The sequence below is a fragment of the Bacteroides nordii genome, assembly GCF_019930665.1.
GTDB classification, from domain to species: Bacteria; Bacteroidota; Bacteroidia; order Bacteroidales; family Bacteroidaceae; genus Bacteroides; species Bacteroides nordii.
The window spans coordinates 2037612-2054077 of sequence record NZ_CP082886.1 but is presented as its reverse complement, the minus strand read 5'-3'; the positions used below and the strand labels follow the sequence as shown (position 1 = coordinate 2054077).

15 protein-coding genes are annotated in these 16466 nt (G+C 38.8%); 9 read left to right on the top strand and 6 right to left on the bottom strand.

All coding sequences use genetic code 11. The features are described from left to right. Positions 1-23: 23 nt before the first annotated feature. The 5 genes from K8P02_RS08015 to thiD all read right to left on the bottom strand — a co-directional run bounded on the left by K8P02_RS08015 (position 24) and on the right by thiD (position 4362). Positions 24-488: a cold-shock protein gene (locus K8P02_RS08015; RefSeq protein WP_002560295.1), complete on the bottom strand. Its 465-nt coding sequence runs from the start codon at positions 486-488 to the stop codon at positions 24-26. A gap of 53 nt (positions 489-541) precedes the next feature. After that, positions 542-1615, bottom strand: coding sequence for an NAD(P)H-dependent flavin oxidoreductase (locus K8P02_RS08010; RefSeq protein WP_002560294.1), 1074 nt, complete (start codon positions 1613-1615; stop codon positions 542-544). A gap of 223 nt (positions 1616-1838) precedes the next feature. After that, the gene (locus tag K8P02_RS08005; RefSeq protein ID WP_025866386.1) at positions 1839-2132 is read right to left on the bottom strand and encodes an RNA recognition motif domain-containing protein; all 294 of its coding nucleotides are present in this window, start codon (positions 2130-2132) and stop codon (positions 1839-1841) included. A gap of 405 nt (positions 2133-2537) precedes the next feature. Further along, positions 2538-3425, bottom strand: a complete 888-nt coding sequence (gene fabD / locus K8P02_RS08000) for an ACP S-malonyltransferase (RefSeq protein WP_002560292.1) — start codon at positions 3423-3425, stop codon at positions 2538-2540. Positions 3426-3516: 91 nt separating this feature from the next. Further along, positions 3517-4362 (bottom strand): bifunctional hydroxymethylpyrimidine kinase/phosphomethylpyrimidine kinase, encoded by an 846-nt coding sequence (gene thiD, locus K8P02_RS07995; RefSeq protein WP_025866385.1) that lies wholly within the window; start codon positions 4360-4362, stop codon positions 3517-3519. A 196-nt stretch (positions 4363-4558) separates the two neighbouring features. Between thiD and K8P02_RS07990 the strand changes: the two genes are divergently transcribed. The 9 genes from K8P02_RS07990 (at position 4559) to K8P02_RS07950 (ending at position 13669) form a co-directional block, all read left to right on the top strand. Then, the gene (locus tag K8P02_RS07990; RefSeq protein WP_007485583.1) at positions 4559-4990 is read left to right on the top strand and encodes a DUF3788 domain-containing protein; all 432 of its coding nucleotides are present in this window, start codon (positions 4559-4561) and stop codon (positions 4988-4990) included. Positions 4991-4996: 6 nt separating this feature from the next. Next, complete coding sequence (locus K8P02_RS07985; RefSeq protein ID WP_007485584.1) at positions 4997-6121, top strand: GyrI-like domain-containing protein; 1125 nt, start codon at positions 4997-4999, stop codon at positions 6119-6121. 12 nt (positions 6122-6133) lie between these two features. Beyond that, on the top strand, positions 6134-6604 hold the full coding sequence (locus K8P02_RS07980) for a GyrI-like domain-containing protein (RefSeq protein ID WP_007485585.1): 471 nt from the start codon (positions 6134-6136) through the stop codon (positions 6602-6604). 389 nt (positions 6605-6993) lie between these two features. Then, positions 6994-7725: an NUDIX hydrolase gene (locus K8P02_RS07975; RefSeq protein ID WP_002560287.1), complete on the top strand. Its 732-nt coding sequence runs from the start codon at positions 6994-6996 to the stop codon at positions 7723-7725. 116 nt (positions 7726-7841) lie between these two features. Continuing rightward, on the top strand, positions 7842-9332 hold the full coding sequence (locus tag K8P02_RS07970) for a xylulokinase (protein WP_007485586.1): 1491 nt from the start codon (positions 7842-7844) through the stop codon (positions 9330-9332). 80 nt (positions 9333-9412) lie between these two features. After that, positions 9413-10729, top strand: a complete 1317-nt coding sequence (gene xylA, locus K8P02_RS07965) for a xylose isomerase (protein WP_195350252.1) — start codon at positions 9413-9415, stop codon at positions 10727-10729. A gap of 131 nt (positions 10730-10860) precedes the next feature. Beyond that, positions 10861-12324, top strand: coding sequence for a D-xylose transporter XylE (gene xylE, locus K8P02_RS07960; RefSeq protein WP_007485587.1), 1464 nt, complete (start codon positions 10861-10863; stop codon positions 12322-12324). 254 nt (positions 12325-12578) lie between these two features. After that, positions 12579-13211 (top strand): peroxiredoxin, encoded by a 633-nt coding sequence (locus K8P02_RS07955; protein ID WP_002560283.1) that lies wholly within the window; start codon positions 12579-12581, stop codon positions 13209-13211. 212 nt (positions 13212-13423) lie between these two features. Further along, positions 13424-13669, top strand: coding sequence for an RNA recognition motif domain-containing protein (locus tag K8P02_RS07950; protein WP_002560282.1), 246 nt, complete (start codon positions 13424-13426; stop codon positions 13667-13669). Positions 13670-13748: 79 nt separating this feature from the next. Here K8P02_RS07950 and K8P02_RS07945 read toward each other — a convergent pair whose 3' ends face one another. Beyond that, positions 13749-15137 carry a cytochrome c peroxidase gene (locus K8P02_RS07945; protein ID WP_025866384.1) on the bottom strand — a complete coding sequence of 463 codons (1389 nt, stop codon included), beginning with the start codon at positions 15135-15137 and terminating at the stop codon, positions 13749-13751. Positions 15138-16466 lie beyond the last annotated feature (1329 nt).

Below are 16466 nucleotides of genomic sequence, written 5' to 3'. Positions count from 1 at the left end.
TTTAATCAGAGTCTGACATACTATCAATTTCCTGTTTTTTGTTCATTCTCGAAGCAAATATTCACAGCATTCATACCTTTTATCCCTCGTTCGAGGTCGAATGTCACAATGTCATTCTCTGAAATATCAGCCATTACATTGTTCACATGAAAGAAGTATTTTTCGGTTCCCGAAAGGTCTTTGATAAAGCCAAAGCCTTTGGAAGTGTTGAAGAATTCTACCCGTCCTTTCATCACGGTTGGAACTTCTTTTTCTTTTTTAGGAGTAGATATAACTATTTCCTCCTGCTTTATTTCTTCTTTTTTGATATTCTCTGTTGGTGGTGTAGAGGTTATCATACCATTTTCATCAACATAGGCAATCATATCATCCAGGCTATTCGCTTTGGGTGATAGTTTTTTTTCTTCTTTTCTTTTTTGTTTTTCCGCTCGGCGAGCGAGTCTTTTCTTTTCGTTCTCACGTTTGTCAACTGTTACGGATTTTGCCATCTAAATTATATTTTGATTAATACTTAAATATCTCAACGTTTGCAGCTTTCTGATTATACCAGCTTATGAGTTGCTAAGAAGAATTCGCTTTCCAGTTTATTCATTACCTCTTTCACACTACTTATTTTTTCTGCCAGAAAAGCATTACTGCCGGCAAATGCATATCCTCTTCTCATATTACCTTTTGCAGCATTATAAAGTGCTTTAATAATGCAATATGGACTTTTTTGATAATCACATGTCTTAATACAATGGAATGAGCATTTTTTAGGTTTTTCCATACCGCTTTCTACATTATGGATGAACTCTCCATTGATGGCTCGTCCCGGCATCCCGACAGGGCTTTCAATGATAAGTACATCTTCTGGTTTGGAATGAATGTACACTTCTTTGAAAGTTTGGGAAGCATCACATTCCTGCGTTGTCACAAAAATACTTCCCATCTGTACAGCCGAAGCTCCCAATTCCATAAAGCGGGCAATATCTTCACCTGTAGAGATTCCACCGGCAGCAATTACCGGAATATTCTTCTTTTCACTGTAACTATTGGCTATCGCTACCACTGCCGGAATCAATGATTCTAAAGCATAACTTTGATCCTGTAGTTGTTCCTTCTTAAATCCTAAATGCCCGCCGGCTTTGGGACCTTCCACCACAATCGCATCGGGCAGATAGTTATAATTGGCCAGCCATTTATCACAAATAATTTTTGCAGCTCTTGAAGAAGATACGATAGGTACCAGTTTAGTAGAATTATCCGGTGTTAAGTAGGCAGGTAAGTCAAGAGGAAGTCCTGCACCCGAAAATATTACATCAATTTTTTCATTGATTGCCGTACGAATCATGTCAGCATAATTGGAAAGTGCCACCATAACGTTCACTCCAATAATTCCGTTCGTCTTTTTACGTGCTTTTCTGATTTCCTCTTCCAATCCACTAATACATTTTTCAGTATAAGTTCCTTTTCTTTTAGGATATAGCAATCCTAAACCGGCACACGAAATTACACCCAATCCTCCTTCATTTGCCACTGCTGATGCTAAACCGGACAGTGAGATTCCAACACCCATTCCACCTTGTACAATAGGTATTTTGATTTCAATATTTCCTATAAAAAATGATTCCATAAATTTATTTTGTACTATACTATAAGCCGGATAAACAACCTTGAATATACTTTATGCTAAAGAGTTGACGCATGTATCGACCCAATGAAAAGGTACAGGATTGGAAATTCCTGATATTATATAGAAGAACGGAAAATTAATAAATATTCCGTGAATAAGTAAAAATGAGATAATTTTAATGCAAAAACAAAAGAAGATCTTCTGTTTTTGCATTATCTGGATATTAATATCTTCTGGAGTTATTATAGTTTCTTCCTCCGTTTGATGTTTTTTCTGTACGTGGACGTGCAATGCTTACTACAATCACTTTTTGATCGTATTCTACTCCGTTAAGTTCGTCAATCGCTTTCTGACCTTCTGTATCGTTTGTCATTTCTACAAAAGCAAATCCTCTTGACTTTCCTGTTTCTCTGTCTAAGATTACTTTAGCTGAAGATACTTCTCCATACTCTGCAAACAAATTATTTAAGTCAGCATCATTTGCGCTAAAGCTTAAACCTGAAATGTAAATGTTCATTTAAAATTTTATTAAAATAAATACTAATTCTGGAGTGAGGGAGATAATTAAAGGAGAGACCTGCTTAATAATACATAAAAAGGAGAACTATGCGATAACGACTTCGTAACTCAAACTCTGAGTACAAAGATAGTACAATAAATCAGAGAATCATACTTTGTTGCTTAATTTAAAAATTAAAAGTGTTCATTGTCATTTATTAGTAGAGCATATTCACTATAAAGCATACGGAGTTTTATTGAATAAAACGCAAATTAACACTGATTTTGCAAATGAATAACATTACTTGAAGTGAGTTGCATTGCATTTCAAACAAAGGTTTTCAAACGGGTATATCTAAAAAAAGAGAATTTCCTGTGACGGAAATCCTCTTCATTTTTCATTTATTGTATAAAGGAAAATATCTTATGCTATCCCATGAGCAGAAACCGTAGAATCAATTTTTTTAATCAATCCTTGAAGCACTGCACCCGGACCACACTCTGTAAAGTCGGTAGCACCATTGGCAACCATATTTTTCACAGTCTGAGTCCAACGTACAGAAGCAGTAAGCTGAGCAACCAGATTCTTTTTGATCTCAGCAGGATCAGTATGAGGTAATGCATCTACATTCTGATAAACCGGGCATTTGGGGGTATGAACTTCTGTTGCATTGATAGCAGCTTCCAATTCTATTTTTGCAGGATCCATCAATGGCGAATGGAAAGCACCACCTACCTTTAAAGGAAGAGCACGTTTTGCTCCGGCAGCTTTCATTAGTTCGCAGGCTTTCTCGATACCCGGCACGGAACCTGAAATAACAATCTGGCCTGGGCAGTTATAGTTAGCTGGAACACAAACTTCGCCTTCAGCTGTAACTGTAGCACAGATTTCTTCTACTTTTTCATCAGGCAATGCAATGATAGCAGCCATTGTAGAAGGAGTAGCTTCACATGCTTTTTGCATAGCCATAGCACGTGCATAAACCAGTTTCAAACCATCTTCGAATGAAAGTGCACCGGCAGCAACCAATGCGGAAAATTCACCCAATGAATGACCGGCAGTCATTTCCGGCTTAAAATCGTCACCCATGCAAAGAGCTGAGATTACCGAATGAAGGAAAACAGCAGGCTGAGTCACCTTTGTCTGGCGAAGGTCTTCGTCAGTACCATTGAACATAATATCTGTAATGCGATATCCAAGGATATCATTTGCTTTTTCGAACAATTCCTTTGCTAACGCAGAGTTGTCATACAAGTCTTTACCCATACCCACAAACTGGGCACCTTGACCAGGAAATACAAATGCTTTCATATTTTCGTTCTAAATTTAAATTTGCGGGTGCAAAGTTATATATTTTTGTCATACAACAGCACAGAATCTGCAATTTTGTGCAATGAAGATACTATTTTCCTTCTATTCTATCTGCCTTATCATCAATTATCTGCGCTTTCTCAGGATTCCAAAAATGGCACAACGGTCCATTCCCTTTTCCTGCAACTATCTCTTTACCTGCGTCAATAGCTTTACTCAAGTAGTTTTTAGCTTTACCTACCGCTTCATTCATGGTATACCCTAATGCCAGGTATGTAGCAATGGAAGAGGAGAGGGTACATCCCGTACCATGTAGATTTTTACTTACTATCTTCTTCTCCTTATATATGAATAAGTTTCCGTCGGCACACAAGATATCTTGCATCTCATCTCCCGGCCAATGCCCCCCTTTTATTAATACGGCAGTCCGGTAAATAGCCGAAAGTTCCCGGGCAACTTGTTGCATATCTTCCAATACAACAATCTTTTTACCCGTTAAAACTTCTACTTCGTCCAGATTTGGGGTAAGGAGAGTCGTTAGTGGAAAAAGTTCTTTCTTTATGATTTCAATAGCAGCATCGTTCATTAACTTTCGCCCACTGGTAGACACCATCACCGGATCATATACCACATGTTCGGGACGAAATTTACGCAAACAATCAGCTATAGCCCTTACTGTTTCTTCTTCGCTTACCATCCCTATCTTAACAGCATCGGGATGCAAATCTTCCATTACGGCTTCTATCTGTCCGCAGACAATTTCAGCAGGAACAACATGTACAGCGCGTACTCCTACTGTATTTTGTACGGTTACAGCTGTGATGGCGGATGCAGCATACCCTCCTAAAGCAGATATGGTCTTGATGTCTGCCTGTATACCTGCTCCGCCCGAACAATCGGAACCAGCAATGGAAAGAACCACCGGATAATGTTTCATACTTGTTTTTTATATTTTCAGGGAACAAAGTTAGTATAAATTCATACTCCTGTCAGAAATTGTTTTAATTTTCCTTTTAAAATTCGTTTCTTTGATTTTTAATATAAAGATGCCTATTTAGGACAACTGATTATGGAAGAAACGTACTACTTTTGCTGTATAAGCTCTATTTAGAATCAATCGTAAATGGAATGTCATGAAACACCCTTTTCAAATACCAACTTCTGAAAAGATAGAAAACTTAATAGGAGAGGATCTTTATTATGTATGGACCTCTTTGTGTCAGCTCATCGAACAAAAATATGAGATGGAACGGCTTTGGAACAATGGTGGTAAAACCTGGACGTATGAATACAAATATCGTAGAGGAGGCAAAACCCTTTGTGCCCTATATGCTAAGGAATATACTTTCGGCTTTATGATTATTCTGGGTAAAGATGAACGCGCTAAATTCGAAACACAGCGGGCGCTTTTCTCAAGGGAAGTACAAATGAAATATGATGAAGCAACTACTTTTCATGACGGCAAATGGATTATGTTTGAATTAAAAAACACAAACTTATTCAGTGATATGGAACGGCTGTTGCAGATTAAGCGAAAACCCAATCGCGCAACTACAAACAGATAAAAATAAATGGTTATAAATAAAAGATATTGCCAAAGTTGCGGAATGCCACTCCGCTTTGATGTAGAAGAGTGGTTAGGTACTAATTCTGATAATTCCAGAAGCGATCAGTTTTGTTACTATTGTCTGAAGGACGGAAAATATACCGTTGATATATCCATGCAGGAGATGATTGATATCTGGATAAAATACACAGATAAGTACAATGGCTATGCAAATACTGCATATTCTCCGGAAGAACTAAGGGAAATCTTAAACAAACGTTTGCCTGCATTGAGCCGCTGGAAGCAAAAGCAGGAAACAAATAATGTTCATCATCAAACAATTCAGAATGTTATCATTCACATTAACAATCATCTGTTTGACAGAATGGATGCGGATACACTTTGTACGATAAGTGGCTTGTCCAAATACCATTTCAGAAGAGTTTTTCTGACAGTGACAGGAGAAAATATCGGAAGTTACATACAACGCCTACGTATAGAACACATAGCACATCTGTTAATATCAACAGACTATACCATAAATCAAATACTGGAACATACGACTTATCAGACCAAATTCAGCATTGCTAAGGCATTCAAAAAACATTTTGGTATATCTGCATCCCAATACAGGGAAAAGTATAAGCCGGCAGGTTATGAACAAAACACAGTGCTCTTTCCTGAAATAAAGACTCTCAACCCCATTAAGATATTCTGTATCGAAGTGGGCGAAGCTTACAAAGATAAGTTTCGGTACAGGCTAATCTGGGATAAACTTATACATCATGCTAAACGATACAATATAGTCGGAAAGGATCGCAAATTTGTAAGTATAAGCATGGATGATCCATCCATCACTCCTGAAGAAAAATGTCGTTTCTATTTAGGTATAACCTTATGTAATGATAAAAAAACAGATTTAAATTCCGGAATAATGGAAATACCCGGCGGGCGTTATGCAATATTCAGACACACCGGAGACTATTCTTCGCTATATGAGTTCTACCGAATCATTTATGAAGAGTGGTTCCCCGCAAGCAGATATCGTCCTCAGAATACTTTAAGCTTCGAAATATACACGAATCATTCTTCTGCAACAACAAAAACGGAGCTAATAACAGACATATATATACCAATTACAAAGAAATAAAGATTCACTATTATGGCAAGGATTTCAGAAATAATGTTGTTACAACAACCGGAGCAACCGGTATTGATAGTCGAAGTACATACAGATATGAATGGAATGACTAAAGCGATCGGAGATAACTTTATTAAAATAGATTCCCTATTTAAAGAGCAAAATGAAGTTACAACAGATATTCCTTTTGTTGAGTATCCCCACTATGAAAGCCTAACTGAACAGGACATCAGAATGATCATTGGCTTTAAATCATCCGGAAGGTTGCAAGGTAAAGAAGATATAAAATCAGTGATAGTACCTGCGCGTAAAATAGTCTCCTGTCTGCATAGAGGATCATATAATGAACTGGCTGCTCTTTATAATGAGATGACGGAATGGATAAAATTGAATGGATATAAAGCTTCCGGTTCATCCATAGAATATTACTATAGTAATCCGGATGTACCGGAAGCAGAACAAGTCACAAGAGTTGAAATGCCCGTATTTTAATATTGAGTACTTCCCGTATGGGAATTAAAACAGGGGGCCTTCTCTTTTTATCTTTTTTTAACAATCTAATAATATCCCTTTCATGTCCTTTCCATAAATACAAATTGATATATCGTATAAAATACAATAAGTCTCTTTTTCCATATACAGAAATAAACCGACGAAACTAACTGAAAATAAAGACATCTGTGGTTTATGTACTTTATACAATTACTAATCTTCTGTAAAGCCCAAAATACATATTGTAAATTGTATGATAAGACAATTTGCAGTTACTGTAAAATAGAAGATATGTATATCTTTGGGAAACAATGTTTTAGAACATACGATTTTCTATTTATAAAAACAAAAACAGCCTCTATATTTGCATCGTTCAAAAAACAAGTGATATGCAAAATATACAGCAACAAGCCCCATTGGCAAACAATCACATCTCAGTGGACTGTGTGGTGATTGGTTTTGACGGCGAACAATTAAAAGTACTGTTAGTAAAACGAATGGGAGAGGAGAACGGTGAAATATACCATGATATGAAACTCCCCGGAAGTCTGATTTATATGGATGAAGATCTGGACGAAGCTGCACAACGTGTATTATGTGAACTGACAGGTATCAAAAATGTAAATCTGATGCAGTTCAAAGCATTTGGCTCTAAAAACAGAACAAGTAATCCTAAAGATGTACACTGGTTGGAACGTGCCATGCAGTCGAGGGTAGAACGCATTGTGACCATTGCCTATTTATCAATGGTGAAAATAGACCGGGCACTGGATAAGAGTTTAGATGAACATCAGGCATGCTGGGTAGCTTTAAAAGATATAAAGGTATTGGCTTTTGACCATAATCTTATCATTAATGAAGCGTTGACCTATATCCGTCAGGTGGTAGAATTCAATCCCTCAATGCTTTTCGATCTGTTACCACGAAAATTCACAGCTTCTCAACTACGTATACTCTTTGAATTAGTATACGACAAACCGGTAGATGTGCGCAATTTCCATAAGAAAATAGCCCTAATGGAATATGTCGTTCCTCTCGAAGAAAAGCAGCAAGGCGTTGCCCACCGTGCAGCCCGCTACTACAAATTCGACAAAAAAGTATACAACAAAATAAGACGGTAGGAGGAAATTATAAATTAAAAAGATTCTCCAACCGTAAATTGTAAATCGTTAACGCTCCTATGTGTTAAAGATCAGATAATGGTCATGACCGTAGGGAATAAATCGTAAATAACATCATGTATCTATTAGGTTATGACATAGGTAGTTCGTCAGTGAAGGCGAGCCTTGTAAACGCTGAAACAGGCAAGTGCATAGCTTCGGCATTTTTTCCAAAAACAGAAGCTGCTATTATTGCTGTTCATTCCGGATGGGCAGAACAAGATCCGGAGAACTGGTGGGAGAATTTAAAACTTTCCACACAAGCCATCCTGGCAGAATCGGGTATAGACGCTGCTGATATTAAAGCGATTGGCATCTCTTACCAAATGCACGGACTGGTATGTGTAGACAAGAACCAGAAAGTACTTCGTCCTGCTATTATCTGGTGCGATTCGCGTGCTGTTCCCTATGGACAGAAAGCCTTTGAAACCCTCGGAGAAGAACTTTGCCTTTCTCACTTATTAAACTCTCCGGGCAACTTTACAGCATCCAAACTAGCGTGGATCAAAGAAAATGAACCGGCTGTCTATGAGCAGATTTATAAAATAATGCTTCCGGGTGATTACATCGCAATGAAATTGAGCGGAGACATCTGTACAACCGTAGAAGGGCTCTCCGAAGGTATATTCTGGGACTTCAAAAACAACCGGTTAGCCGATTTCCTGATGAAATATTACGGTTTTGATGAATCGCTGATTGCTGATGTTAAACCGACTTTTGCAGAACAAGGACGTGTAAGTGCAGCTGCTGCGAACGAACTGGGCTTGAAAGAAGGTACACCTATCACTTATCGGGCAGGTGACCAACCCAACAATGCTCTTTCACTGAATGTATTCAATCCGGGTGAAATTGCATCTACAGCGGGAACATCCGGCGTGGTATATGGAGTAAATGGTGAAGTAAACTATGATCCTCAATCACGTGTCAATACCTTTGCACACGTTAATCACAGTGTCAGCCAGATCCGTCTCGGAGTATTACTCTGTATCAACGGAACCGGTATTCTCAATTCGTGGGTAAAACGCAATGTCGCTCCCGAAGGTATTTCATATAATGATATGAATGTATTAGCTGCAACAGCTCCCATTGGTAGTGCCGGGCTTAGTATACTTCCCTTTGGCAATGGTGCCGAACGTATGCTATGTAACAAAGAAATAGGTTGCAGCATCCGCGGTCTGGACTTCAATGCACATGGCAAACAACATATCATTCGTGCAGCCCAGGAGGGGATAGTATTCTCCTTCAAATATGGTATTGATATTATGGGACAAATGGGTATCCCGGTACAAAAAATCCATGCAGGACAGGCCAATATGTTTTTAAGCCCCGTCTTCCGTACTACTCTGGCAGGTGTAACAGGCGCTACCATCGAACTTTATGATACGGACGGATCTGTAGGGGCAGCCAAAGGAGCCGGTATCGGAGCAGGTATTTACAAGGATAACAATGAAGCATTTGCCACATTGGATAAACTGGAAGTGATTGAACCTGATACTGCCAAACAACAAGAGTATGCAGAGGCTTATGAAAGATGGAAATTCTGTCTGGAACAATCAATGAATAAATAATCTAAAAAAACAAAGTATAAACCTTGTAGCCGATGTATAATCAGTGTATATATCAGTTACATAATCAATTAATTTAAATTATGGCAACAAAAGAGTATTTCCCCGGAATTGAAAAAATTAAATTTGAAGGTAAAGATAGTAAGAACCCAATGGCATTCCGCTACTACGATGCTGAAAAGGTGATCAATGGTAAGAAAATGAAAGACTGGCTGAAATTTGCCATGGCATGGTGGCATACACTCTGTGCGGAAGGTGGTGATCAGTTTGGTGGTGGAACAAAACAGTTTCCATGGAATGGCGAAAATAATCCCGTTCAGGCTGCTAAAAACAAAATGGATGCAGGCTTTGAATTCATGCAAAAAATGGGCATCGAATATTACTGTTTCCACGATGTAGACTTGGTGACAGAAGCTGACACAATTGAAGAATATGAAGCTAACCTGAAAGAAATTGTCGCTTACGCTAAACAGAAACAGGCAGAAACAGGCATCAAACTGTTGTGGGGTACCGCCAACGTATTTGGCCATGCACGTTATATGAATGGTGCAGCTACCAATCCGGATTTTGATGTAGTGGCTCGTGCTGCTGTTCAGATTAAGAATGCAATTGATGCAACGATCGAATTAGGTGGTTCTAATTATGTATTCTGGGGTGGACGCGAAGGCTATATGTCACTGTTGAATACGGATCAGAAACGTGAAAAAGAACATCTCGCTCAGATGCTGATGATAGCCCGTGACTATGCCCGTGCACGTGGTTTTAAAGGTACTTTCCTGATTGAACCCAAACCAATGGAACCTACCAAACATCAATACGATGTAGATACCGAAACTGTGATCGGCTTCTTGAAAGCTCATGGGTTGGATAAAGACTTTAAAGTAAATATCGAAGTAAACCATGCAACATTGGCAGGTCATACTTTCGAACACGAACTGGCAGTAGCAGTTGACAATGATATGTTAGGTTCTATTGACGCCAACCGTGGTGACTATCAGAATGGTTGGGATACAGACCAGTTCCCTATCGACAACTATGAACTGACACAGGCTATGATGCAGATTATCCGTAATGACGGATTAGGTAATGGGGGTACAAACTTTGACGCCAAAACCCGTCGCAACTCTACCGACCTGGAAGACATCTTTATAGCTCACATTGCCGGTATGGATGCCATGGCCCGTGCTTTGGAAAGTGCAGCCAATCTGCTGAATGAGTCTCCATACAAGAAGATGCTTGCTGATCGTTATGCTTCATTTGACGCCGGTAAGGGTAAAGAATTTGAAGATGGTAAACTGTCTCTGGAAGATCTGGTTTCATATGCTAAAACAAACGGTGAACCCAAACAAACCAGCGGCAAGCAAGAATTGTATGAAGCAATCGTAGCGATGTATTGTTAATAGTGATGAGTTTTTTAGTGATAAGTGATTAGTGCCATGCGGTATGTAGCGCATAGCAGCTACTCACTTATCACCACTTACTTATCACTACTTACTTATCACTAATCACTACTCACTTATCACTATTTATTATGAATAATACAAATGAAGGTAGCAAACTCTACCTATATTCCATAACATCAGTAGCCATTCTGGGCGGATTGTTGTTTGGTTATGACACCGCAGTGATCTCAGGGGCGGAAAAAGGACTTGAAGCCTTCTTCCTTACTGCCACCGATTTTCAGTATGACAAGGTTATGCACGGCATCACTTCTTCAAGTGCTTTGATAGGTTGTGTGCTGGGGGGTGCATTATCCGGAGTCTTTGCCTCCCGACTGGGACGTCGTAACTCATTACGGCTGGCAGCTGTACTTTTCTTCCTCTCTGCATTAGGTTCTTACTATCCCGAATTTTTGTTTTTTGAATATGGTAAGGCTGATATGAATCTGCTTATCGCATTCAATCTGTACCGTATTTTAGGAGGTATCGGAGTAGGACTGGCATCTGCCGTATGTCCGATGTACATTGCCGAAATAGCTCCATCCAATATTCGCGGAACATTGGTTTCCTGTAACCAGTTTGCCATTATCTTCGGTATGCTGGTGGTATATTTCGTTAACTATCTTATTATAGGCGATCATCAGAATCCGATCATCAATAAAGACGGAATGACAGGTGTTCTTTCTGTCAGTAGCGAGTCTGATATGTGGACTGTATATGAAGGATGGCGTTACATGTTTGGTTCTGAGGCATTCCCGGCAGCCATGTTCGGCCTGCTGCTATTCTTCGTTCCCAAAACTCCGCGTTATCTGGTGATGATAGATCAGGATCAGAAAGCATACTCTATTCTGGAGAAAGTAAATGGTGCTTCGAAAGCAAAAGAAATATTAGCAGAAATCAAAGCCACTTCCCAGGAGAAGACAGAAAAACTATTTACATACGGTGTTGCAGTAATCGTAATAGGTATCCTGCTTTCTGTATTCCAACAGGCTATCGGTATTAATGCTGTACTATACTATGCTCCGCGTATTTTTGAAAATGCCGGTGCTGAGGGTGGGGGTATGATGCAAACGGTCATCATGGGTATTGTAAATATCATCTTCACATTGGTTGCCATCTTTACTGTAGATAAGTTTGGCCGTAAACCACTGCTTATTATTGGTTCCATCGGTATGGCATTCGGGGCTTTTGCTGTGGCTTTGTGTGATAGTATGGCTATTAAAGGTATTTTCCCGGTAGTATCCGTTATCGTTTACGCTGCCTTCTTTATGATGTCATGGGGACCTATCTGCTGGGTGTTAATCTCAGAAATCTTTCCGAATACGATCCGTGGCAAAGCAGTTGCCATTGCAGTGGCATTCCAATGGATATTCAACTATATTATATCCTCTACCTTCCCTGCACTCTACGATTTCAGTCCGATGTTTGCATACAGCCTTTACGGAATTATTTGCGTAATTGCCGCTATCTTTGTAGGACGCTGGGTACCGGAGACGAAAGGTAAAACTCTGGAAGATATGAGTAAACTTTGGAAAGATAGAAAAAAAGGAATTTAATATATAGGTTCTTTCATATATAGACTATGCATTTTAAATATGCGTTAATTAGGTTATTAACACATACTTAAAATGCATAGTTTATATGTATAAAGTACGTACTTTTATAATCGTTGATATTCAATAGTTTACGAATGTGTTTTCATACGAAATAGAGAAATATTATGTATCGTTAATCTTTGTTTTACGAACAAAGACCGGTGTACTTTGTTTTTCCGGTAATCATTAAATAACATCTAAAACAGAAGATAATTATGAGATCATTAATTGGAAAACAAGCGCCGAAATTCAATGCCACGGCAGTAATCAATGGGCATGAAATCGTTCCGAATTTCTCACTGGACCGATATAAGGGTAAAAAGTATGTAGTATTTTTCTTCTATCCGATGGATTTTACATTTGTATGTCCTACCGAACTGCATGCTTTCCAGGAAAAATTTGCCGAATTTGAAAAACGGAATGTTGCCTTGGTAGGTTGCTCAGTGGACTCCGAATACTCACATTACTCCTGGCTGCAAATGCCGAAGAATGAAGGAGGTATTCAGGGGGTGAAATATCCTATTGTATCCGATTTCTCTAAATCAATCTCTGAGAGCTATGGAGTACTGGCTGGAAGTTATGCTCCCGATGAAAATGGCAATTGGGTATGTGATGGGGCTCCGGTAGCTTTCCGTGGATTGTTTTTAATTGACAAAGAAGGTATTGTTCGTCATTGTGTTATCAATGACCTCCCATTAGGACGCAATGTAGATGAAGTATTACGTATGGTAGATGCGTTGCAGCATTTTGAAGAATACGGTGAAGTTTGTCCGGCTAACTGGTCTAAAGGCAAGGATGCTATGAGTGCAACCGAAAACGGAGTGGCTGACTACCTGAGCAAGCATTAATAAAAAGAGATACTAAAATATGAAAAAGGGTGTTTATTAAAAAATAAATGCCCTTTTATAGTTGATATTCCAAATATTATGACGTTATTTGCGCTGAAAACAATGGATCGTTTTATTATACTCTATTTTCTACCTAATCAGTTGAATCCGGATTTAATTTCAAACCTCTCTTGTTTCTAAATTTATTTATCAATTTTTATTTTTTGTATTTTATGAACATGTACATTGGAAACCTTAGCTATCGTGTTAAGGAAGCAGATCTGAGACAGGTAATGGAAGAGTATGGAACAGTAGATTCAGTAAAACTGATCATCGACCGTGACACTCGTAAATCTAAAGGATTCGCATTTGTAGAAATGCCTAACGACGATGAAGCTAAGCATGTAATTTCAGAACTGAACGGTGCTGAATATGAAGGTCGTGCAATGGTAGTAAAAGAAGCTTTGCCTCGTAACTAATCCATTCATATAGAAGTAATAAGTAAGGGGATGTATTGTTGACAATACATCCCCTTACTTATTTTTAAGAGTCCGGAATCTATAGTTCCTTACTATTATCATTAGTCAAAGGTTTACCCTTATATTCTCCTGTAAGAGTTTCCAGAAAGGCTACAATCTCGCCTAACTCTTCATTAGATAAGATAGCATCTACTTGATATTTTGCCATATAATCAACAGCATCTTTCATTGTTTTTATACTTCCATCGTGGAAATAAGGAGCTGTTAAGGCAATATTTCTCAAACCGGGAACTTTAAAGCGGTGTTTGTCACGATCTGTTTTAGTCTGTTTGAAACGTCCGTTGTCCTCTTCAGTCATTTCCGAACCGCGATCAGCGAAATAATCTCTTTTCACTCCCATTAGCTCATAAGATTGTCCGCCAAGCGTTTCACCAACATGGCATGTTGTACAGTCATACTTTTTGAAAAGCTCATATCCAGTCAGTTCTGTATCATTGATTGCACTCTTCTCACCCTTCAGATAACGGTCGAAACGAGAGTTGGGAGTAAGCAGTGTCTTCTCAAACTCTTCGATAGCATTGGTTATACTTTTTTCCGAATAACCTTCCGGATATACTTCTGTAAAAGCTTTTGTGAAGTTAACATCTTGCTGCAACTTAGCTATAATTTCGTCAAAAGAATGACAAGCCATCTCTACCGGATTTAAAGGAGGGCCGGCTGCTTGTTCAGCCAGTGTATTAGCACGTCCATCCCAAAACTGGACGAAGTTATAAGCTGCATTATAAACAGTAGGTGCATTTACACCTCCAAATTGCCCGCCAACCCCTTCAGAATAGCGTTTGTTATCTACACCGCCGGTGTTCAATCCATGACAAGAAGCGCAGGAGATACTATTGTCTGCCGAAAGACGGGTATCATGATACAGCATATCTCCTAAAACAACTTTGTGCATATCTACCGGCAGTGAATCTGCAATGGGACGTATGGGTTCATTGGCAAATTCAGCAGCAGCAAGTCCATTAGCGTAATATGCCAAACGGTGTTGTTTTACCCAGGCAAGTGCCATCTCTTTTTTCGCATCGGTAGTAGTAGATCCCCAATGCACCATATAATATTGATGCAAAGGCATTCTGCCATCCATCATTACCTTCTCTACCTTTGCTAAAGCTACTTTACCAACAGATTTACCAGCTTTTAAGGCTTCGGCCATTTCTGTCATGTCAAAAGTGCGATAACCGGCAGTGACATCTTTCATAATCATACCATTGGCAACAGGCCAGTTCGCATAAAAAGGAAGGTCGGGATTGGAAGAGTGACAGCGTAAACAACCACCGGAGGTAATAATCTCCTGCATTTGTACATCAGCAGTAAGCTCCTGCGACGGAGCTCTGTTTACTACGCAATAGGTGACAGCCAGAAACCCGACTGTTACCAATAATGCGATAATTAGTTTTGTGCTCTTTTTCATTGTGCATTCTTTTTAGTTAGTTATTGTGATTGTATAAATCTCCGGACATAAAAGCAACATCTACATCAGATAGCTGGGGAAATGAACCTATTATCGGACTGCCTCCAATTAATATTGAAATAGAAAGTATTCTTGTGTGTGATGCTAATAAAAAGACGGGATAATATTGGCCTACTGCCTTCTTTGTACAAATGCTGCAACAAATACCCCCACGCCATAATCCAAATCACATTAAAAGGAAATGCTAAAGAAAGCGGGAAATTACCTATCGTTGCTTGCAACAATACTGCCAAGGCAAAGTAAAATGTTGCTAATAATGATTGCTTGTGCATGATGGTTTTCGTTTAACGCCACAAAGCTAATTAAAATTATGCATATAAACGTATAAAGCAACAAACTAATTTGTATTAAGTACAATTATGGATTAAATTTAATAGGTAAATCAAAAGAGATACAAAAGAAAACGGTTCCGGATTTATAAATAATACGAATCAGTTGTTGAAATCAATTAAGGGCTAGTTTTGTATGGTTTTGAGTGTATTTCACCACAGAGTAACACGGAGTTCCACAGAGTTTAAATCTTTATTGAAACGTAGATGAACGCAGATTTTCGCAAAGGGGAAGAAATCTAAGATAAAGAAATACAGCCTTTTAATCGGTGTTTATCTGTGTTAATCCGCGTTTTATCAGATAAATAGTACTCTGCGGTGAGTTTTGCTCATTTTTATTCTGTTTTGAGCTTAATGGCGTTTGTCATTGCTATCAGTCTCTTTCTCTGGTATTGATAAAGCGCTATCTCGTAGAGTAACGTATGAAGCCTCGGTGTGTAGTCTTATTTTAGATGTACATGTAAAGCAGTACGACATGTGCATGTGGGACAGCACAACATGTGCATCTCATGCTGCTTTACATGTACATCTAAAACAAGACTGCACACCGGGGAAAGGAACGTTCCTTTCTGAGAAAGACAAAGTACAACACCGGACAACGGTAACAATGCCATCTACGGATACTTCCTCCATCGAAAAGATAGGATCATAATCTTCGTCACTGTACGGTTTTGAGTGTATTTCACCACAGAGTAACACGGAGTTCCACAGAGTTTAAATCTTTATTGAAACGTAGATTTTCGCAAAGGGAAACAAATCTAAGATAAAGAAATACAATTTTTTAATCTGTGTTTATGTGTTAATCTGCGTTTCATCAGATAAATAGTACTCTGTGCTACTCTGTGGTGAGTTTTGCTCATATCCATGTAGCTTTGAACTCAATAGCCAACTACTATAAAAAGCCGGCAATCAAAGAAAAGTCTTCGATTGTCGGCATTAT

Coding starts and splice junctions, on each gene's coding strand:
- K8P02_RS08015 (WP_002560295.1), bottom strand. CDS start 488: ATGGCAAAATCCGTAACAGTTGACAAACGTGAGAACGAAAAGAAAAGA.
- K8P02_RS08010 (WP_002560294.1), bottom strand. CDS start 1,615: ATGGAATCATTTTTTATAGGAAATATTGAAATCAAAATACCTATTGTA.
- K8P02_RS08005 (WP_025866386.1), bottom strand. CDS start 2,132: ATGAACATTTACATTTCAGGTTTAAGCTTTAGCGCAAATGATGCTGAC.
- fabD (WP_002560292.1), bottom strand. CDS start 3,425: ATGAAAGCATTTGTATTTCCTGGTCAAGGTGCCCAGTTTGTGGGTATG.
- thiD (WP_025866385.1), bottom strand. CDS start 4,362: ATGAAACATTATCCGGTGGTTCTTTCCATTGCTGGTTCCGATTGTTCG.
- K8P02_RS07990 (WP_007485583.1), top strand. CDS start 4,559: ATGAAACACCCTTTTCAAATACCAACTTCTGAAAAGATAGAAAACTTA.
- K8P02_RS07985 (WP_007485584.1), top strand. CDS start 4,997: ATGGTTATAAATAAAAGATATTGCCAAAGTTGCGGAATGCCACTCCGC.
- K8P02_RS07980 (WP_007485585.1), top strand. CDS start 6,134: ATGGCAAGGATTTCAGAAATAATGTTGTTACAACAACCGGAGCAACCG.
- K8P02_RS07975 (WP_002560287.1), top strand. CDS start 6,994: ATGCAAAATATACAGCAACAAGCCCCATTGGCAAACAATCACATCTCA.
- K8P02_RS07970 (WP_007485586.1), top strand. CDS start 7,842: ATGTATCTATTAGGTTATGACATAGGTAGTTCGTCAGTGAAGGCGAGC.
- xylA (WP_195350252.1), top strand. CDS start 9,413: ATGGCAACAAAAGAGTATTTCCCCGGAATTGAAAAAATTAAATTTGAA.
- xylE (WP_007485587.1), top strand. CDS start 10,861: ATGAATAATACAAATGAAGGTAGCAAACTCTACCTATATTCCATAACA.
- K8P02_RS07955 (WP_002560283.1), top strand. CDS start 12,579: ATGAGATCATTAATTGGAAAACAAGCGCCGAAATTCAATGCCACGGCA.
- K8P02_RS07950 (WP_002560282.1), top strand. CDS start 13,424: ATGAACATGTACATTGGAAACCTTAGCTATCGTGTTAAGGAAGCAGAT.
- K8P02_RS07945 (WP_025866384.1), bottom strand. CDS start 15,137: ATGAAAAAGAGCACAAAACTAATTATCGCATTATTGGTAACAGTCGGG.